The organism is Flavobacterium nitratireducens, from assembly GCF_029625335.1.
Classification (GTDB): domain Bacteria; phylum Bacteroidota; class Bacteroidia; order Flavobacteriales; family Flavobacteriaceae; genus Flavobacterium; species Flavobacterium nitratireducens.
The window spans coordinates 837,386-857,474 of the sequence record NZ_CP121111.1 but is presented as its reverse complement, the minus strand read 5'-3'; the positions used below and the strand labels follow the sequence as shown (position 1 = coordinate 857,474).

General features: G+C 33.2%; 18 protein-coding genes, 1 tRNA gene and 1 pseudogene. 10 read left to right on the top strand and 10 right to left on the bottom strand.

The window, feature by feature from the left end:
- Window positions 1-70 precede the first annotated feature (70 nt).
- Entirely contained in the window at window positions 71-2,131 is a 2,061-nt protein-coding gene (locus tag P5P90_RS04090; RefSeq protein ID WP_278035940.1) for a S9 family peptidase, read from the top strand.
- 69 nt (window positions 2,132-2,200) lie between these two features.
- A complete protein-coding gene (capA, locus tag P5P90_RS04085; RefSeq protein ID WP_278035939.1) occupies window positions 2,201-3,241 on the top strand; it encodes a cysteate synthase in 1,041 nt (346 codons plus the stop codon).
- Window positions 3,242-3,433: 192 nt separating this feature from the next.
- Here the strand turns inward: capA and P5P90_RS04080 are convergent.
- A pseudogene (locus tag P5P90_RS04080) lies at window positions 3,434-4,608 on the bottom strand (IS3 family transposase).
- A 76-nt stretch (window positions 4,609-4,684) separates the two neighbouring features.
- On the opposite strand from P5P90_RS04080, the gene P5P90_RS04075 reads away from it, so the two are divergent.
- Window positions 4,685-4,960 (top strand): hypothetical protein, encoded by a 276-nt coding sequence (locus P5P90_RS04075; protein WP_278035938.1) that lies wholly within the window; start codon window positions 4,685-4,687, stop codon window positions 4,958-4,960.
- Between the two features lie 141 nt (window positions 4,961-5,101).
- Here the strand turns inward: P5P90_RS04075 and P5P90_RS04070 are convergent.
- A tRNA-Arg gene (locus tag P5P90_RS04070) sits at window positions 5,102-5,175 on the bottom strand.
- 93 nt (window positions 5,176-5,268) lie between these two features.
- On the opposite strand from P5P90_RS04070, the gene P5P90_RS04065 reads away from it, so the two are divergent.
- A complete protein-coding gene (locus tag P5P90_RS04065) occupies window positions 5,269-5,781 on the top strand; it encodes an adenine phosphoribosyltransferase (RefSeq protein ID WP_278035937.1) in 513 nt (170 codons plus the stop codon).
- Here the strand turns inward: P5P90_RS04065 and P5P90_RS04060 are convergent.
- The 3 genes from P5P90_RS04060 to P5P90_RS04050 all read right to left on the bottom strand — a co-directional run bounded on the left by P5P90_RS04060 (window position 5,775) and on the right by P5P90_RS04050 (window position 8,031).
- On the bottom strand, window positions 5,775-5,918 hold the full coding sequence (locus tag P5P90_RS04060; RefSeq protein WP_278035936.1) for an SsrA-binding protein: 144 nt from the start codon (window positions 5,916-5,918) through the stop codon (window positions 5,775-5,777). The genes P5P90_RS04065 and P5P90_RS04060 overlap by 7 nt on opposite strands.
- Window positions 5,919-5,984: 66 nt before the next feature.
- Complete coding sequence (locus tag P5P90_RS04055; RefSeq protein ID WP_278035935.1) at window positions 5,985-7,670, bottom strand: M56 family metallopeptidase; 1,686 nt, start codon at window positions 7,668-7,670, stop codon at window positions 5,985-5,987.
- Window positions 7,636-8,031 (bottom strand): BlaI/MecI/CopY family transcriptional regulator, encoded by a 396-nt coding sequence (locus P5P90_RS04050; RefSeq protein WP_278035934.1) that lies wholly within the window; start codon window positions 8,029-8,031, stop codon window positions 7,636-7,638. Before P5P90_RS04050 ends, P5P90_RS04055 begins: the two co-directional genes overlap by 35 nt.
- Window positions 8,032-8,200: 169 nt before the next feature.
- Here P5P90_RS04050 and P5P90_RS04045 point away from each other — a divergent pair, with 169 nt between their 5' ends.
- The 5 genes from P5P90_RS04045 to P5P90_RS04025 all read left to right on the top strand — a co-directional run bounded on the left by P5P90_RS04045 (window position 8,201) and on the right by P5P90_RS04025 (window position 11,846).
- Window positions 8,201-8,803 (top strand): DUF1684 domain-containing protein, encoded by a 603-nt coding sequence (locus P5P90_RS04045; protein WP_278035933.1) that lies wholly within the window; start codon window positions 8,201-8,203, stop codon window positions 8,801-8,803.
- A complete protein-coding gene (locus P5P90_RS04040) occupies window positions 8,803-9,456 on the top strand; it encodes a TatD family hydrolase (RefSeq protein ID WP_278035932.1) in 654 nt (217 codons plus the stop codon). The genes P5P90_RS04045 and P5P90_RS04040 overlap by 1 nt, the downstream gene beginning before the upstream one ends.
- Before the next feature lie 27 nt (window positions 9,457-9,483).
- Entirely contained in the window at window positions 9,484-10,197 is a 714-nt protein-coding gene (locus tag P5P90_RS04035; RefSeq protein WP_278035931.1) for a tRNA threonylcarbamoyladenosine dehydratase, read from the top strand.
- A 79-nt stretch (window positions 10,198-10,276) separates the two neighbouring features.
- Window positions 10,277-10,951, top strand: coding sequence for an HAD family hydrolase (locus tag P5P90_RS04030; protein ID WP_278035930.1), 675 nt, complete (start codon window positions 10,277-10,279; stop codon window positions 10,949-10,951).
- A 52-nt stretch (window positions 10,952-11,003) separates the two neighbouring features.
- On the top strand, window positions 11,004-11,846 hold the full coding sequence (locus P5P90_RS04025) for a DUF2911 domain-containing protein (protein ID WP_278035929.1): 843 nt from the start codon (window positions 11,004-11,006) through the stop codon (window positions 11,844-11,846).
- A gap of 130 nt (window positions 11,847-11,976) precedes the next feature.
- On the opposite strand, the gene P5P90_RS04020 is transcribed toward P5P90_RS04025, so the two are convergent.
- From P5P90_RS04020 to P5P90_RS04010, 3 genes are all read right to left on the bottom strand, one after another.
- The gene (locus P5P90_RS04020) at window positions 11,977-13,698 is read right to left on the bottom strand and encodes a sodium:solute symporter family protein (RefSeq protein ID WP_278035928.1); all 1,722 of its coding nucleotides are present in this window, start codon (window positions 13,696-13,698) and stop codon (window positions 11,977-11,979) included.
- Window positions 13,699-13,830: 132 nt separating this feature from the next.
- Complete coding sequence (locus tag P5P90_RS04015; protein ID WP_278035927.1) at window positions 13,831-16,353, bottom strand: PIG-L family deacetylase; 2,523 nt, start codon at window positions 16,351-16,353, stop codon at window positions 13,831-13,833.
- Between the two features lie 129 nt (window positions 16,354-16,482).
- The gene (locus P5P90_RS04010; RefSeq protein ID WP_278035926.1) at window positions 16,483-16,932 is read right to left on the bottom strand and encodes a NanQ anomerase/TabA/YiaL family protein; all 450 of its coding nucleotides are present in this window, start codon (window positions 16,930-16,932) and stop codon (window positions 16,483-16,485) included.
- A gap of 244 nt (window positions 16,933-17,176) precedes the next feature.
- Here P5P90_RS04010 and P5P90_RS04005 point away from each other — a divergent pair, with 244 nt between their 5' ends.
- Window positions 17,177-17,833: a M15 family metallopeptidase gene (locus P5P90_RS04005; protein WP_278035925.1), complete on the top strand. Its 657-nt coding sequence runs from the start codon at window positions 17,177-17,179 to the stop codon at window positions 17,831-17,833.
- A 220-nt stretch (window positions 17,834-18,053) separates the two neighbouring features.
- Here P5P90_RS04005 and P5P90_RS04000 read toward each other — a convergent pair whose 3' ends face one another.
- Both P5P90_RS04000 and P5P90_RS03995 read right to left on the bottom strand, forming a co-directional pair.
- Window positions 18,054-18,815: a C40 family peptidase gene (locus P5P90_RS04000; RefSeq protein ID WP_278035924.1), complete on the bottom strand. Its 762-nt coding sequence runs from the start codon at window positions 18,813-18,815 to the stop codon at window positions 18,054-18,056.
- An 11-nt stretch (window positions 18,816-18,826) separates the two neighbouring features.
- On the bottom strand, window positions 18,827-20,005 hold the full coding sequence (locus P5P90_RS03995; RefSeq protein ID WP_278035923.1) for an acetyl-CoA C-acyltransferase: 1,179 nt from the start codon (window positions 20,003-20,005) through the stop codon (window positions 18,827-18,829).
- Window positions 20,006-20,089: the final 84 nt, after the last annotated feature.

The following is a 20,089-nucleotide window of genomic DNA, read 5'->3' as shown; positions in this document are numbered from 1 at the left end:
AGAGGTTCGTATTACTTACTGTTTCGCCTACTTTTGCATCAGCTATTATATAAATGTTGAGAATTACTAAATGATAGAAAAATTACAACCGCCTGTTGCTAAAATCATACCTACCGAATTAGAGAAATTTGGAGATCTTAGAATCGATAATTATTTTTGGTTAAATGACCGCGAAAATCCTGAAGTCATTGAATACCTTAACCAAGAAAATGAGTATTATCAAAAAATGACTGCTCATACAAAGGATTTCCAAGCTAAATTATTTGAAGAAATGAAAGCCAGAATCAAGGAACAGGACGAATCAGTTCCTTATTTGTACAATGGCTATTATTATATTACCCGCTATGAAACGGGAAAAAAATTATCCTATTTATTCCCGAAAAAAGGAAGTCTTACAGCAGCCGAAGAAATTCTTTTTGACTGTAATGTTTTGGCCGAAGGACAATCTTACTTCAAGTTAGGAGCTATGAGTATTAGTCCGGATAATAAGTTGGCTCTTTTTAGTACAGATGTTATTGGGAGAAGAATTTATACGATTCAGGTCAAGAATTTAGAAACCAATGAGATTTTAGCAGATAAAATTGAAAAAGTTACCGGTTCGGCTGTTTGGGCTAACGACAATAAAACTATTTTTTACTCGAAACAAGATGAGGTTACTTTGCGTTCCGATTCTATTTTTAAACATAAATTAGGAACGAAACAAGAAGAGGATGTCTTAGTTTATTTTGAAAAAGACGACACTTTTAGCGTAGATATTGCCAAATCAAAATCGCGTAAATATCTGGCTATCGAATCAGGAAGTACATTGACTACTGAATATCGTATTTTGAATGCAGATAATCCGGATGGGAAATTCAAGATTTTTCAAAAACGAAAAAGAGGTGTAGAATATAGCATCAATCATTATAAAGACAGTTTTTATATAGTAACGAATAAAGATAAGGCTGAAAATTTCAAATTAATGAAAACCCCTGAGGAGGCTACTTCTGTAGAAAATTGGGTAGAAATTATTGGACATCGTGAAGATGTTTTGCTAGAAGATATTGAAATTTTTTCCAATTATTTGGTACTTGAAGAAAGAACAGGAGGCTTAAATAAAATCCGAATAATGTCTTGGGATGGTAAGGAAGAGTATTATTTGCCTTTTGGCAGTGAAACCTATACGGCTTATACTTCTACAAACGTTGATTTTGATACGGAAATTTTGCGTTACAGTTACCAGTCAATGGCAACGCCTTCTTCGATTATTGATTTTAATATGCGTACCAAAGAAAAGGAGGTTAAAAAAGAACAAGAAGTTTTAGGTGGTACTTTTGATAAAAATAATTACATAGAAGAACGTGTTTGGGCTACTGCCAAAGACGGTACTAAAGTGCCTATTTCGATGGTTTACCGCAAAGAAATAGAGAAAAACGGAAATAATCCACTGTTGCTATATGCTTATGGATCTTATGGACATTCAATGGATGCTTATTTTTCTTCTACACGCTTGTCATTGTTAGATAGAGGTTTTATTTATGCAATAGCGCATATTCGTGGTGGAGAAGATTTGGGAAGACAATGGTATGAAGATGGAAAATTACTTCATAAAAAAAATACATTTACGGATTTTATTGATTGTTCCAAGTATTTGATTGAATGTAACTATACTTCGCCAGCTCATTTATATGCCGAAGGAGGTTCGGCAGGTGGATTACTGATGGGGGTAATTATCAACGAAGCACCAGAGATGTACAATGGAGTCATCGCTCAAGTGCCATTTGTAGATGTTATGACTACAATGCTTGACGAAAGTATACCATTGACAACTGGAGAATACGACGAATGGGGAAATCCAAATGTTAAAAAATATTATCAGTACATGAGATCGTATTCGCCTTACGATAATATAAAAAAACAAGCTTATCCAAATATGTATGTTTCAACTGGCTTGCATGATTCACAAGTACAGTATTGGGAACCAGCAAAATGGGTTGCTAAGCTAAGAACATTTAAAAATGACGATACTGTTTTGTTCTTGGATACGAACATGGATGCAGGTCATGGAGGGGCTTCAGGAAGGTTTGAAGCACTCAAAGAATTAGCAAAAGAATTTAGTTTTTTACTAGATTTGGAAAAAATTGAAAACTAATTAGTTTTTTTGTTAAATTTGCTGCGTATCCAGGTTAAATAAAACTTAATCTTGATTAACTATTTTTTTATGAAAGAAGAAATAAATGCTTATAATAATGTTTTAGAACTGATAGGTAATACACCTCTTATCAAGATAAACAAAGTCACCGAACATTTAGAAGGTAATTTCTATGCTAAGGTAGAAGCTTTTAATCCGGGACATTCCTCTAAAGATAGGATCGCTTTATACATTATTGAAGAAGCAGAAAAAAAAGGTATTTTATCTCCTGGGGACACCATTATCGAAACAACTTCTGGTAATACTGGATTTAGTTTGGCCATGGTGAGTATTATCAAAGGGTATAATTGCATTTTAGCCGTAAGTTCTAAATCATCTAAAGATAAAATAGACATGCTTCGAAGCATGGGCGCTAAAGTATATGTTTGTCCTGCTCACGTTTCGGCAGATGATGAGCGTTCTTACTACAGTGTTGCTAAAAGATTACACGAAGAAACAAAAGGATCTGTTTATATTAATCAATATTTTAATGAGTTAAATATTGATGCACATTACAACTCTACTGGTCCGGAAATTTGGAAACAAACCAATGGTAAAATTACCCATCTTGTAGCCTGTAGCGGAACAGGAGGAACAATCTCAGGGACTGCTAAATATTTGAAAGAACAAAATCCTAATATTAAAATTTTAGGTGTTGATGCTTTCGGGTCGGTATTGAAAAAATACCATGAAACCAGAGAATTTGATGCAAAAGAAATTTACCCATACCGCATTGAAGGTTTAGGTAAAAATTTAATTCCTTCAGCTACTGATTTTGATGTAATCGACAAGTTTATGAAAGTTACAGATGAAGAAAGTGCACACTCGGCGAGAGAAATTACAAGAAAAGAAGGTTTGTTTGTAGGTTATACTTCAGGAGCCGTTTTACAAGCAATTAAACAATATGCAGAAGAAGGTGAGTTTGATGAAAACAGTAATGTGATTGCCATTTTCCCAGATCATGGTTCACGTTATATGAGTAAAGTATTCAGTGACGACTGGATGAATGAACAAGGATTCTTTGATAGTATCAATGAAGAAGAAGTACAAAAAATTGAAATGATTAAATAGATTTTTTTCTATTTTCGATTATACTAAACTCCAGAGCAATCTGGAGTTTTTTTTATTTAAGAGGTAAATCTCTATAATAGTTTATTTTGAATGTTTGCACTAAATTTAAAAGTAGTATTTTAGTTAACTGTTAACCAACCAAAAACAGTAAATATGTTTAAATGGATATGCAAACAAAAACTGCACATTTAGTTAAGCTACATTTTTGTAATTTATTTGATTGTTAAATTCTTCAATTGTTGCATAATTCAAAGTGGAATGTCTCCTTTTTCTGTTGTACCAAATTTCAATATATTCAAAGATTTCCAGTTTCATCTGTTCTTTAGAAATCAGTTTGTTCCCCTAAATTAATTCCGTTTTCAAAGATTTGAAGAAGCTTTCCGCCACAGCATTATCCCAGCAATTTCCTTTACGACTCATACTGCGGGTTATTTTTTTATAGGAATCAAGAACATTTACAAACTTTTTACTGGCATATTGAACACCTCTGTCAGAATGAAAAATCAAACCTTGATCAATATCTCGGTTTTTAACCGCCATTTTCCAAGCTCCAAGCGTAGTTTCTTCTGTACTCATTCCGTCACTCAAACTCCAACCGATAATTTTTCTGTCGTATAAATCCATAATAGTGGTCAGGTATACAAAACCCTCTTTAATTTGGATATATGTAATATCCGAAACCCAAACTTTTGAAGGCATTTTTACAATAAACTCTCTGTTTAATACATTTTCGACAACTAAATAATTATGATTTGAGTTGGTTGTAACTTTGAACTTCTTGCTTAATTTGCTTCGTAAGCCAAGTTCTTTCATATATTTTGCAACTGTAATTCGTGAAACTTTATAACCTAAATACTGCAGTTCCAATGTTATTCTAGGACTTCCATATCTTTGTTTGGCTCCAAAATAAATCAATGTTATCTGTTCTTTTATGGCAATTTTTAGTTGTTGTCTTGCTGTGACTGCTTGTTTTTTCCATCGGTAATAACTTCCGCTGCTCACTTTTAGAACTTTGCACATTTTTTCGATCGGGAATAGTTGTTCATTGCTTTTTATGAAACTATAAATCATCGACCGCTCTTGGAAAAAATGCCGATTGCTTTTTTTAATATATCACGTTCTAACTCGGCATCTTTGAGTCTTTTCTTTAGTTCGTGAATTTTTTCTTGCTCGGGAGTGAGTTTTAAATTTCCTTTCCCAGGAAAACTTCCTTCTCCAAATTCCTCGAACTCTTTACGCCATTTATACAACTGTGGTGCTGTGATTCCCAACTCTCTGGCGAGTTCTGATACATTTGTTCTCTCATAACTCAATTGAACGGCTTTTTCTTTAAAAGCTTTGTCATAAATTATGCGGACTTGTTTCATAGGTTAAAATTAAGATTATTTCTTAACTTTATGTGATGGCTAAGTTAGCACGTCCAGTGACATATTAGAAGAAATATTGAATGAAGAAGAAAGAGAGTTATATAAATTAACATTAGCATTGCCTATACATCTTGAACTTGGAACACAGGACAAAATAGTGATTAGGTTAATTACAAGTGGTGTTCCTAGAACAATTGCGTTAAAAATAAAAAATGTTTTTAGTAAAACGGAAGAGTTTAAATTAGAGGTTGATGTTTTGGTATGGATGAAAAATAAACAATTTATTGAGGGAATCGAACCTATTTACAATAAATATCTTTCCAGAAACAATTTTTTTAAAACTATAAATTAGAAGTAATATTACAAAGGGGGTAACAATAGGGGTAATAGAAATGGTATTAAATGGCAATATTAGGGAATTTTTAAACATAAAAAAACCTCGGTAATCCCGAGGTTTTCTTGTCTTTGAAGACTCATTCTTTGTCTTATGTTGTGACCTCGACAGGATTCAAACCTGTAACCTTCTGAGCCGTAATCAGATGCGCTATTCAGTTGCGCCACGAGGCCTTTTGCAGTAGCTTTGTAAAGCGTGATTGCGGGTGCAAATATAGGGATAAATGTGTAACTTGCAAGCATAAAATTCAATTAATACTAAAAAAAATGAAGTTAGAAAACTATATTCGTGATATTCAAGGTTTTCCAAAAGAAGGAATTTTGTTTAAAGATATAACACCATTATTAAATAATGCCGAAGCTACCCAAGAATGTGTTAGGATATTGGTGAAATCCTTAAAAGGACAACAAATAAATAAGGTAGTTGGAGCTGAAAGTCGCGGATTTTTATTCGGAATGTTGTTGGCTCATGAATTAAAAGCGGGATTTGTACCAGTACGCAAACCGAATAAATTGCCTTATGAAACCATTTCGGCTTCTTATGACTTAGAATACGGAACAGACACTTTAGAAATTCATAAGGATGCCATTCAAAAAGGGGATAAGGTTTTAATTCATGATGATGTATTAGCAACAGGTGGAACAGCAAAGGCGGTTTGTGAATTAGTAGAAAAGTTGGGTGGCGAAATTGTTCAATTGAATTTCCTGATGGAACTAACGTTTCTAAATGGAAGACAAAAGTTAAACGGCTATGACATTTTTGCTGCTTTGACTTATTGATCTACTGCTCGAATAGTAACATAATAACGATAAGCAATAATAGCCAATTGCCACTTTTTGGCTTTAGCTAAATCAAGTCCTTGTTTGGTGAAACTAGGCAAACACAGTTTGTTGATTTTGGCTAAGATTTTAAACATAAGTGCTTTTTCTCAAAGATATAAAAAAGACGGTCTTGTTGAAGAACCGTCTTTTTCAATTTTTAATTATTTAGTTTTAATTTCTATAACACCATTTTTTCCTTTGTTGCCGTATTTATCTATAGCATTTTTCCCTTTTAATACTTCTATACTCTCAATATTTTTCATATTTAAATCCTTTATCGATTTTTTTGTTTTTTTACCATCTATAAAAATTAGGGCTTTATCGATGTCAGTATCAGGAGTGGTAATAATTTTTTTTACATCTAGAGTATCTGTTGCTTTATTTTTCCACCCGCTAATTTCCTGATCTGGAATTGTTTTATATCCTATGACTTTATTATCATTAGATAATTCAAATTCTTTTTTAGTGTTTTTTTCTTTTGTTGTGATTTCAATAACATCATTTTCTCCTTTTTTGCCATATTTTGTAATTGCATGAATTCCTTTTAATACATCTATTTTTGCAATTTGGTCTGTAGGGATATCTTCAATTTTAAAACCTGGAGGGGTTTTGTAACCATTAAGAATAATGAGAGGTTCGTTTTCTAAATCTTGTTTTAATATCGAACGAATCTTTTTGTTATCATCTAATTGAGCAAGAGTAGTATTTTCAGTAGCTTTTACAATAATTTTGTCAGTGCTGTTTTTGTTGTTTGTGTTTTTTGTAGTTACAAGAATTGTTTTTTTACCTGAAATAGTTGAAACATCTATCTTTTCAATTTCATAGGGTTTTAATTGATCTAGTTCTTCTTGAGTTGATTTTTTTCCGTTGATGATGATTTCTTTGCCTTTAGCTAAGGATTTTAAATCCTTTTCAATTTTAAATGATTTTAAATCAATAGATTCTGATTTTGTTTTATTCTCTTGTTTTGGAGTTTCTTTCTCCTGTGCAACAACTTCAATTTGAAATAAAAGCACAAAGGCTACAAGTGCCGGAAATACTGTAATGTACTTCCAGGAATTCCATTTTTTAGATTGGTTTTTGTTCATCATAATAATTCTTTTTTTGATTAAGGATTGATAGAAATGATTGGTAATGGCCACACAATTTTCCTGTGTGGTAATTTTCAACAGGGTTAACTGGTAGGCTTTTTTATCAAAAGTGTTTTTTGCAGCTTCGTTATCGGCAATGAATTCCAGGTTTTGGATTATTGCTTTTTTGTACAACCAAATCAATGGATTGAACCAAAAAGCAATACAAAACAATCTTGAAAGGAGTACATCAATGCTGTGGTTCTGGCTGCTGTGTACTTTTTCATGTTCCAATATATTTTCTAATTCGGTTGGAGTATACAAAGTTGAATTATACACAATAGATTTAAAAAAGGAGAAAGGAGCAATGTTTTCGGTCACGTCAATCAATTTGAATTTTCCTTGTGGTATGTTGACTTTTCCCTTAAACACTTTGGATAAGCTATAAAAATCAAAAAGTAGTTTTGTAAATAATACTATACTTCCTAAAAAGTAAATAACAATAGCAATTAAAGACCAATTAATTTCGGGTTCTGGATTATTTTCAACTGTTGTTATTGGAATATTGGACCAGTCAAACGAATTTGTTGTTGGTTCGACCCAAATGATTTTGGTAATAAAAAATAAGGGTAAAATGGCAGATGTAAATAACCCTAAAAGTAAAAACCATCGATTTCCAGTAAAGAAAGTTTCTTTTCTAAGCAGTAAAATGTAAGCCAGATAAAATACAGTAATTAAACCACTAGCTTTGATGAGGTAAAGGAATACATTTTCCATAATCATTCTTTTTTTCAATCATTGCTAAAATTTCGCGTAATTCATCAGCTGATATTTTTTCTTCTTTAGCAAAAAAGCTAACCATATTTTTGTAGGAACTATCGAAATAGGTATCAATGGCTGTTTTTATGAATTTCTTTCTGTAATCTTCCATTTTTACAATAGGGAAGTATTGATGGGTTTTCCCAAAGGCATTATACGATACGTATCCTTTTTCTTCCAGATTGCGAATAATAGTAGAAAGCGTGTTGTAGTGAGGCTTTTCATCTGTGATTTCAGCCATTACTTCTTTTACAAAAGCCTTTTCCAACTTCCATAAAATTTGCATGATTTCTTCTTCTTTGTTCGTTAGCTTTTCCATAGTTACTTTATTTGAATACAAATATATAACTATATTTTTAGTTAAACAACTATTTTTATAGTTATTTAACTAAAGTTTTAGTTTTAAAAACGAAAATCTGTTTTAATAATATCTGTTTAGCCTTTGCGGCTTTCTAACTTTTAAGCTATTTTTGCATAAAAAATTGAAGATGAGGTATATTCTATTATTTACTATTTTATTGCAAAGCTTTTTTGGCTTTAGCCAAGAAAAATTTGATTTAGCTGCTGCTAAAAAATACCAGAAAACATTAAATAAAGAATATGCCGACCCCAAAACAAGTCCGTTAGAGCCAAATGATTTGGCAAATTTTAAAGGTTTGGATTTTTATCCTATTAGTGCTAAGTATTTTGTTGTGGCTAAATTTGTAAGGACTCCCAATGAAAAACCATTCAAAATGGCTACTTCTACCGCAAGACAACCTTTTTATGTAAAATATGGAGAAGCTCATTTCGAAATCGACGGACAAAAGTGCCAATTGAATTTGTATCAAAGTTTAGATTTAATTAAAGACCCTAAGTACAAATACGATTTGTTTTTACCTTTTTTTGATAAAACATCAGGAAAAGAAAGTTACATAGGAGGAAAATATATCGATGTAAAAATCCCTAAAGGCAATACGATTGTGATTGACTTTAATACTTCATACAATCCGTATTGTGCTTATAGTCATCATTATTCATGTCCAAAGGTGCCAATGGAAAATGACTTAAAAGTAGCCATTCGTGCCGGTGTTAAAAAATTTAATGATTAATGAAGTACTTTAATTTACATACGCATCAATATACTAATAATGCTGATATTTTAGAATTAGTTAATCAATACCCACAAGAGTTTGATGCTAATTTGACTAACTATTCAATTGGAATCCATCCTTTATTTATTGATGAAAATAGATTAGAAAGTGATTTTCAAATTCTAGAAGAAAAAGCGGCTTCACCAGCTTGTTTAGCAGTTGGAGAATGCGGATTGGACAAACGTAGTGAAACGTCTTTTGATATTCAATTAAACGTCTTAGAAAGACAATTATTGATTGCCGAAAAATACCAAAAACCTGTTGTAATTCATTGTGTTCTGGCTTTTCAGGAATTGATGGAAATGAAAAAACGACTAGGAATATCTACAGCGGTTATTATTCATGGTTTTGCCAAAAAAGAACAATTAGCTAAGCAATTATTGGATAATGGATTTTACCTTTCTTTTGGGAAAAATTTATTGCGAAATCCTGAGTTAGAAGCTGTTTTTCTAAGTGTCCCAGAGGATCGCTTTTTCTTAGAAACAGATATGGTAGAAGAAGGCATTGAGGAGGTGTATGCCTTAGCGGCAAAATATAAAAAAATAACAATAACAGAATTACAACAAATAATTACTAAAAATGTTGATTCTGTTTTTAGAAATACTAAATAACCAAATAAACATTTATACGTTTTAATTATGGCACAGTGGACCGAAAGAGCGGAGCTTTTATTTAAAAAAGAAGGATTAGAGAAATTACAAAATGCAAAAGTCATGGTGGTAGGATTGGGTGGTGTAGGCTCTTTTGCTGCCGAATTTTTAGCCCGTGCAGGTGTGGGAAATATGATTATTGTAGACGGGGATGTAGTGGATATTACAAATATTAACCGTCAATTGCCTGCTTTGCATTCTACAGTGGGTGAACCAAAAGTAACTATTGTAGGAGATCGTTTGATGGATATAAATCCTGAATTGAATTTAACACGTGTAAAAGAATTTCTTTCGCCAGAGCGTGCTTTCGAATTGGTTTCAGAAGATATGGATTATGTTTTGGATTGTATCGATAGTATTACTCCTAAATTGAATTTGATTGTTGGCTGCAAGAAAAAGAAAGTAAAAATTATCACTAACATGGGAGCGGGTGGAAAAATGCAAGCTGGTAAAGTGACTGTAAAAGATATCAGCAAAACGGATGTTTGTCCCTTAGCTAAAGTGGTACGTAAGCGTTTGAGAAAAATGGGCGTAAAAAAAGGAGTAAAAGCGGTTTTCTCTATGGAAAAACCAGATGAAACAAGTGTAAAAATGACTGATGGGACTAATTTCAAAAAATCTTTTTACGGAACCAATAGCTATATGCCAGCCTTGTTTGGTTTACACGCTGCTGAAACGGTTATTCGTGATCTTTTAAAGTAAGTTAGAAGTTAGAAGTCAGGAGTTAGGCGTATAACCTTGAACTTTAAACCTTAAACAAATAAAAACAAAATATAAAAAAATGATACAAACTGTAATTTTCGACATGGATGGTGTAATTGTCGATACCGAACCAGTACACCGTTATGCTTATTACAAACAATTCAAAGAATTAAACATTGAAGTTAGTGAAGAATTGTATACATCTTTTACAGGAAATTCAACTCGAAATATTTTCCAAAAACTAAAAGATATTTTTCAGTTAGAACAGGATGTTGAAGATTTGATTCTAAGAAAACGAAGCATTTTTAATGATGCTTTTGATACGAAAGAAGATTTAGAATTATTGGCTGGAGTTCGCAATTTGATTGAAGATTTGCATCAAAATTCGGTGCAGTTAATTTTAGCATCTTCAGCTTCTAAAGTAACAATAGAACGCATATTTAATCGTTTTAAATTACATGAATATTTTACGCATAAAGTTAGTGGTGAAGATTTTCCAAATTCTAAACCACATCCTGCGATTTTTGAACATGCGGCTAGTTTATCGATAGCTCCAAAAGAAAATTGTATTGTTATTGAGGATAGTACAAATGGAATTATTGCAGCCAAAGCGGCAGGGATTTTGTGTATTGGATACAACAGTGAACATTCTAAAGATCAGGATTTATCCAAAGCAGATATCGTTGTAAATCATTTTGATGAATTAAACTATTCCATCATTAAAGAAATAGATTGTAAATTATGCAAAAATTAACAGCAGTTACTAACTAGAAAATGTAATTTTAAAGATTAATAAAAGCAGAATTATGAAGAGAGTATTGTTTGTTTTAGTACTTGTGGTTTTTCAATTGAGTAGTAAAGCTCAGGTTAGAATTCCAGAAATGAGTCCAAAAGCGGTTATCAAACAAGTTGTAGGATTAACCGATGTAGAAATTGTGTATTCCAGACCATCAGCTAGAGGACGATCTGTATTGGGGAATTTAGTTCCTTTTGGACAATTATGGCGTACAGGTGCTAATGAAAACACCATAATTACTTTTGGCGATGATGTAGTCATTAATGGAAAGACTTTGAAGAAAGGGAAATATGCTTTGTTTTCGGTTCCTAATGTGCAAAGTTGGGATATAATTTTCTATACCGCTATTGATAATTGGGGAACGCCAAAAGAATATGATGAGTCAAAAGTGGCTTTAAAAGCGACAGTTCAAGATCAAACTTTGAGCAAACCCGTTGAAACTTTTACTATTGCAATTAATAATTTAGAGACAAGTTCGGCTACTTTAGATATTGCTTGGGAGAATTCGTATGTGTCTTTAAAATTTGAAGTACCAACAAAAAAAATTGCAATTGCTAGTATCGAAAAAACATTGGCAGGTCCCACTCCTGAAGAATACTACACTGCAGCTCAATATTTCTATCAATCCAATAGTGATATCGTTAAAGGAAGAGAATACATAGACAAAGCAGTTGAGTTGTCTAAATCAGTTCCATTTTATTATTTACGATTGAAATCGTTAATCCAAGCTAAGCAAGGAGATAAAAAAGGGGCTATAGAAACCGCTAAATGGTCTATTTCGGCCGCAGAGGCTGCGGGTAATAAAGAATATGTTGAGATGAACAAAGCGAGTATCGACGAGTGGAGTAGATAAGCTTTTATTCCTTTTTACCATATTGAGAGCAGTAGAAATGGTATAAGATCTTGTTCTAAACTACACTCAATCGGAAATTATTTTAAAGTTAAATCCCATCTTAGTTTTATAAAACGAGATGGGATTTTTTTTACTCTTCAGTATTTTGTTCATTAAATACAGTGGTTTGCAAAATGGATGAAAATACTATTGTCATCATTGCCCCAATAAAATTGAGCCATAAATACCCCAATTTTTCTTCACCACTTGGATAGATAAAAATGGCAAAATAATAGATGATAAAAATGGTTAATTGGGTAATAAAAGCACTGTAGAAAATCGCTTTGGCTTTTACAAATTTAAAATAGAAACCAACCAAAAATATCCCTAGAACCGTTCCGTAAAAGATAGAACCTACGATATTTACTAATTGGATTAGATTTTCAAATAACGTGCCCACACAGGCAAAAAGAATAGCTATAACTCCCCAAAAGAAGGTGAAGAATTTAGTAGCATTCAAATAATGCTTTTCGGTTTTGGTTTCTTTTAAATTTCTTTTGTAAATATCTATTGCCGTTGTCGATGCTAGTGCGTTGAGGCCAGAGGCAGTCGATGACATGGCAGCAGAGATTATTACAGCCAAAAGTAAACCAATTAATCCTTTAGGTAAATAATGCAGAATAAAATGGAAAAAAACATAATCTTTATCATTGGTTTCACTTCCTTTATCTACTTTATGAATAATCTCTTTAGCACGATCTCTCAAATCTTTTTCTTTGCTCGAAATAGCGACTAATTCTTTTCGTAAAATAGGATTGTCATAATCCTGATTTAATTGGTCGATATACAAAAGATTAATTACTTTTTTGTCTTCAGAAAGGGTTTCTAATTGTTTTTCTAAATTGTGATATTCTTCTTTAAATGCCGATTTTTCAATAATCGCTTTGTTATTTGGATTAAAATTTAATGGTACCGGATTGAATTGGAAAAAAACAAATACCATAACTCCAGTCAATAAAATAAAGAACTGCATAGGTACTTTTAGCAAACCATTCATGATTAATCCCATTTGGCTTTCGCGAACTGATTTTCCCGACAAATAACGACCTACCTGAGATTGATCGGTACCAAAATAGGCTAAGGCTAAGAAAAAACCTCCCGTAATTCCACTCCAAAAAGTATATTTTTCTTCGGGATCAGTAGAAAAATCAACAATATTCATTTTGCCATTTGCTCCAGCAATATGAAGTGCATTGCTGAAAGTCATATCATTAGGTAAAAAGCGGAGAATGAGAAAAAAAGTGATAAACATTCCTGACATGATTACAAACATCTGTTGTTTTTGAGTCACGTTTACTGCTTTTGTTCCACCTGAAACGGTGTAAATGATAACTAGAATCCCTATGATGATGTTCATATAGGTTAAATTCCATCCTAATAATGCCGATAAAATAATAGCAGGTGCATAAATAGTAAGTCCTGTTCCAAGACCTCTTTGTAACAAGAAAAGAATAGCTGCTAAGGAACGTGTTTTTATATCAAAACGTTTCTCAAGGTATTCATAAGCGGTAAAAACTTTGTATTTATGATAAATAGGAATAAAGGTGATACAAATAACAATCATTGCTATAGGTAATCCAAAATAAAACTGAACAAATCCCATTCCGTCATGATAGGCTTGACCCGGTGTGGATAAGAATGTAATGGCACTCGCTTGTGTGGCCATTACCGAAAGTCCTACAACATACCAAGGTGTTTCGTTGTTTCCTAAAATAAAGTCTTCGACATTTTTACTGCCTCTAGTTTTTAGGGCTCCATAAATTACGATGAAAAGCAACGTAATAATAAGTACAATCCAATCAAATAATTGCATGAGTTAAGAGTATAATTTCATTATTAAATAAAAAAACAACACATAGGCAATATTAGTAACCAGTACCAAGGTGTAATCTGTTTTCCACTTTTTTTCTTTTTCTGGATTTTCTGAATTCATTACAATATTGTTTTAAGGTTGAGTTTCGGTTGTTTCAACGGATTTTAGGGCTATCATATTCGCAATTAATCGATAAGCGCCAGATACGCCTTCGGGTAATTCTCTAAATAAACTTAGTCCTGTATAAATATAGTTTCCTTTTCCATAATTAGCTACTAATAGGGCTCCTTTTTTGGGAGTTTCTCCTTTGTCGTTTGAGGCAATAATAGGAGTAAAGGCAGCATCAAATTCGTTAGGATAATACAAACCTTGTTCTTGTGTCCAGCCTTTAAAATCCTTAGCAGTTATAGGGTTAGGATAATTTAATACGGGATGATTTGGTGCTAAAAATTCAACTGCCGAATTTTCATCGGTTACTCTATCATTCGAAATTTTTAAAGGGTAAGGTGCGATATTCGCTGGAATATTTTTATCTGGAGTATTGTATTGTACGATTAATGTTTTACCTCTTTTAACAAACTCTAAAAGCAAATGTTGCTTTGTTTTTAATAGTGGCAAGGTATTATAGGCGCGTATTCCGGTAATAATCACATCAAAATTATTTAAATAGCGCGAATTGATTTCCTCTGGAGTAATGATACTTACTTTATACCCCATTTGGCTCAAACACTCGGGTACATTGTCACCTGCTCCCATGATATAACCAATTTTTTCATTGGTAATTTTTAGATCCAGTTTTTTAAATTTGGCCTCAGCGGGAACTAACACATGTTGTTTGCTAATATGTTCATAATTGATAATTACTTGTTCTTTATCATATTTTTTTTCATTTAAGCTAACCACACTTTTTACATTGGTTTCCGAAGCTTCTTTGGGAGGTGTTACTTCAAAAAAAACCGTTTTTTCGCTATCTTTTTTATCCAAGCTAAAAGGGATATGATCAGGAAAAACACTCCAGTCTGGATTGAGTTCTAAACGTACTTCTCCTTTGATGTTGTCTTTACCAGCTTTGACTATAACAGCCATTTTTTTGGTATTTCCATCATTGAAAAATGAAATCTGATCGATAATTCGGGAGCTTACTTCTGGAACTACATCTAGATAATTATACATTTCCCCTTTTACATTATCATTAAATTTGTAAACAATAGGACGCTCAAAAGTCATTGTAATTCCGTTAATTACAAGTTCAAATTCTAGCTTAGCATCTCTAATAATATCGGCTACACCAATGTTTTTTTGCTCTGACACCTGATACATTCCCGTGCTTGGTTTTTCTTTTAACCAATTAGGTTGTGTATAGGGCATATCATTTGGTAATTCAATAGTAACCGACAGATTTTGAGTAGCGTTGTTTGCTAAAATGGTAGTAATAGGAGTGCTGTTATTATTGGAAATATTTTTGATGCTTTGTAACTCCATTGGAATACTACTGCGATTCACTGCTTCAATTTTGATTTTTAGCGCTGTACCTGGAGTTGTTTGATTTTCAGTAGCTACTGCTTCCAGATACAATCCAGCACATGCAGCGATGGTATTTTTTATTTCGTTTAATTTTATAGGTTTCCAATGTTTTTCCTCTAATGCATCAATCATTTGGTAAGCCTTAAGCAATGCGGGTATTGAAGCCGATGGGTTAGAAAAATCAAAGCGTTCTTGAATCGAATTAATTAGTTTTCCAATGGATTTTCCACCTTCGACACGATTCCAGCTTGTGTCAATTCCTTCAAAAATATTGGTTTTGTCTTTTATAGGTTCACCATTTATAAATTCGAGGTATTCCATGTCTTTACCACGACTTCCTGTACTACCAAAACCTTGTGATTTGTGAGCACTTCGACTCAAAGCGGCAATTTCTTGATTTGAAACTCCTAAATTAGGATAGTAAACCCCTGTTTCTAGACTAATAAAATTGGTTTTGTCGGCGGCATCAAATTTTTCCTGACTGCCATAAAACCAAATAGACGGATTAAAGAATACGCGTTTAGGTTGCCAAATACTGTAAAATTGCAATTGTTCAGGAAATCGTTCAGGATTATTAGAAAGTCCAAAAGCTTCCACACTTAATAAGGCCGATGCAGTATGATGTCCGTGTGTAGTTCCTGGCGAACGATGGTCAAAACGATTGATAATTACATCAGGCTGGAATTTGCGTATGGTCCAAATAACGTCGGCTAAGACTTTTTCCTTATCCCAAATTTCAAAAGTTTCATCTGGATTTTTTGAAAAACCAAAATCATTAGCGCGACTAAAAAATTGTTCGCCACCATCAATTTTTCGCGCTTCAAGTAATTCTTGTGTACGAATCATTCCTAATAATTCACGGAGTTCCGGGCCTATTAAGTTTTGACCACCATCGCCACGTGTCAAGGAAAGATAGGCTGTTCGGGCTTTTATTTCATTCGAAAAATAGGAAATCAAACGCGTATTTTCGTCATCGGGATGAGCAGCGATATAAAGAACGCTTCCTAAGAAATTTAATTTCTGAATTTGATTGTAAATTTCAACAGCATTGGGTTTTTGTGGTTTTTGTGCCTGACTAAGTTGAAAAAAACAAAAGAAAGCAATAATAAATACAGTTCTTATATGTAGCATTGTTGTATGATTTTTTGCAATAATTTCAAATGTAATAATTATTTTTTGGAATAAAAGTCTACTCTAAAGCTTCTTAAAACAACAAAAACTACTCCGAAAAGTAGTTTTGCTGTAATTATTTTTATTTTTTTAGATTTTTACCTTAATGATAATTTTTTTAATCTTTCCGTTACTAATCATGGCTGCGTGCACATCAGTTGGGAAAAGGATGGTAAATTGTCCTGGCAACAATTCAAAAAACATATCCGGTTGATCGAAGAAAAAACGAACGTCTTTTTCGTCGCTATAAGCGCCATTGGGGTTTTCACATTTTTCTAAAGGTTTCCAAGCATAGGTTTCTGGACCGGCTACGCAAACTTGGATATCGATGTTTTTTTCGTGACATTCAAAAAAAGCTAAACTTTGTTCTTTTGAATTTCCATTTCCAGAGTTGACTATAATTTTTAAATCATCTGTGTATTGTGTAACGCCATCGGCTAAATTAGCTAAGTCGTTTTCTTTTAAAAATTGAAATGCTTTTTCAAAAGCAGGATGTAAACTATAGTATTTAGCAGCATTGTGTAATGAATCTACAATCATTTTTAAGTTGTTTTTTAGTTTTAATGGAGAATGTTTTTAATGTATTTGGGTAATAAAAAAATAAAAGTACATTTTTAAATTTAATCGTTGAAAGTAAAACCATAGAAAAAGTTTTTTTTAACGAATTCCGAGTTGGATTTTTCATCGAATACTATTTTAAAATGACAGGAGTATAATAATTAGTCTTATTTTAAGTCTGTTTCTTATATTTGTTGGTATCCCATTCCTCTTAAAATTTAAAAAAATGATTTCAACGTATAGAATAATAACCGCATTTTTCTTTTTATTCGTATTCTTTTCTTGTCAATCCCAAATTCCCGTTTTAAAAAGTAATCAGGATAGAAGTGAGGTTAGTGATACTACTTTTGTTAACTTAAAAGTGTATAGTTCTGATTTTGTCTACGATATGAAATATGCTACCGAAGATAATTTCCTTAAAGCCAAAGTATACGATTGTGCCGAATGTTATTTGCGTTACAAAACGGTTAAGGCTTTGATTAAGGCAAACGAAGCTTTTATGAAAGAGGGTTTACGAATTAAATTGTATGATTGCTACCGACCTCTTGATATTCAAAAAAGAATGTGGGCAATAGTTTCTAATCCTGAATATGTTGCCGATCCCGCTAAAGGTTCCATACACAATAGAGGAGGAGCGGTTGATATTACTTTGGTAAAAAAATCCGGAAAAGAGCTAAAAATGGGTACTTCTTTCGATTTTTTTGGCCCCGAGGCAGGACATAACTATGAAGATTTGTCACAAAAAGTAAAAGATAATCGTTACTTATTGAAAAGAGTAATGCTTGAAAATGGATTTAATTCTTTCGATTCCGAATGGTGGCATTACAATTTGAAATCGGGTTTAAAGGATAAATTATCTAATGAAAAATGGGATTGTAAGTAACGAATGTTAGAATAATTCGTTATTGTTTGCTCTGTTTTTGTCCTTAACTTCCGCAGTCGAGTGTCAAATGTTTGAAGAATACGCAAAAAGAAAAGCTGTTTGAGTCCCGACACTTCGGGACGAGTTCTTTTCTTTTAGTATTCGAAAACTAATTTGACCGACGAGGAAGTGCAGACTTGATTTTTTTGTTTCTTTTTTGATCAAGCAAAAAAGAAAATATTTAAACAATCTTCTTAATCACTCTCAATTTATGTGTATGTCTGTTCGTTTCATTATTAAAAATACCTAAATGGTCAATTCGGTCAATACGAACTTTTCCACTGGCATGGATGATATAATTATTTTCCATAATTATTCCCACGTGAATGATATTTCCTTCCTCATTATCAAAGAAAGCCAAATCTCCTGGTTCGCTTTCTTCAATAAAGCTCAAGGCTTCACCTTGAGTAGCTTGTTGGGAAGCATCTCTTAGTAATTTGTATCCGTTTAATTTGTACACCATTTGGGTAAATCCAGAGCAGTCAATCCCAAAAGGTGTTTTTCCGCCCCATAAATAAGGAGCATTTAGGTACATATATGCGGTATTGATGAGGTGTTTCTTGTCTTTTATGCCGTTGACACGATTGCCTTCAAATTCGTAGTTTTGAGTGTTGATTTCGTTATTGTTTAAAAACGATAGTGAAGCTCCTAGCGGAATGGGAATCAATAAATTGTTAGGAGCTGTAATGTATTCGATTAAATCAGCATTTAAGATAATCGTTTCTTTAGTTAATTGTTCGTAATTTGTTTCTGAAATCAATTGATATTGTTTCGAATCTACCCATCCTTCGTAGTCGTCGTATTGTAATTTAATACGAGACCATTGATTGCGTTTTTCTAGTATTTTAAAGTGTTCACCAAATAGCACCTGAGAAACAATTTCGCTTTTGTCACTAGGTTCAAATCGAAGTGGGATTATGGCTAAATTACAGATTCCGAACATTAATTCCTTTTTTAGATTCTTTCAATAACAATCGCTGAAGCGCCTCCACCACCATTACAGATAGCAGCAGCTCCTATTTTGGCATTATTTTGCTCCAAAACATTAAGCAAAGTAACCAGAATTCTGGCACCAGAACAACCCAGAGGATGTCCTAAAGATACAGCACCTCCGTTGATGTTTACTTTATTGCTATCCAAACCTAGGATTTTGATATTGGCTAAACCTACCACCGAAAAGGCTTCGTTGAATTCGAAAAAATCAACAGCATCAAGGCTAATACCTGCTTTGTCTAAGGCTTTTGGTAAGGCTTTAGCAGGACTCGTAGTAAACCACTTTGGTTCTTGAGCCGCATCAGCATAGGATTTTATATAAGCCAAAGGTTTAAGATGTAGTTCGGCTGCTTTTTCTTCACTCATAAGGATTAAGGCTGCTGCTCCATCATTGATTGTAGAAGCATTAGCAGCAGTAACCGTTCCGTCTTTTGTGAAAACAGCATTCAATGAAGGAATTTTATCTAACTTAACATTCGTATATTCTTCGTCTTTTGAAATTACAATTGGTTCGCCACGGCGTTGTGGCACCTCTACAGGAACGACTTCGGTATCAAACTTACCTGATTCCCAAGCCTGAGCCGAACGGCGATAAGATTCAATTGCAAATTGATCTTGTTCTTCACGGCTAATATTGTATTCTTTAGCACAAAGATCGGCGTAGACACCCATAGCTTGATTGTCGTAGGCATCGACTAAACCATCCCTTTGCATTCCGTCAACTAGGGTAGTAGGGCCAAATTTTGTTCCGCTACGCAAATGGGTATAATGTGGAATTAAACTCATATTTTCCATTCCTCCAGCAATTACTACCTGAGCATCGCCCGATTGGATGGCTTGAGCACCCAGCATAACTGCTTTCATTCCAGAAGCACAAACTTTATTAATCGTAGTACAAGGTACTGTGTTTTGTAAACCGGCAAATAGAGCAGCCTGACGTGCTGGTGCTTGACCTACACCTGCCTGAATCACATTGCCCATCAATACTTCGTCTACCAGAGTAGGATCTAGCTTTATTTTATCCATTGCGCCTTTGATGGCAGTGGCACCCAGTTGAGGTGCTGTTACATTGGCTAATCCACCCATGAAACTCCCAATAGGGGTTCTTGCAGCGGCTACTATTACTACTTTTTTGTTCATGCTCTTAATTTGATTTGAATGTATTGTTGAAGCAAATTTAGTCTTTTTTGCCTAAAATTTGTATTTTCAGTTCTTGATTCTGTT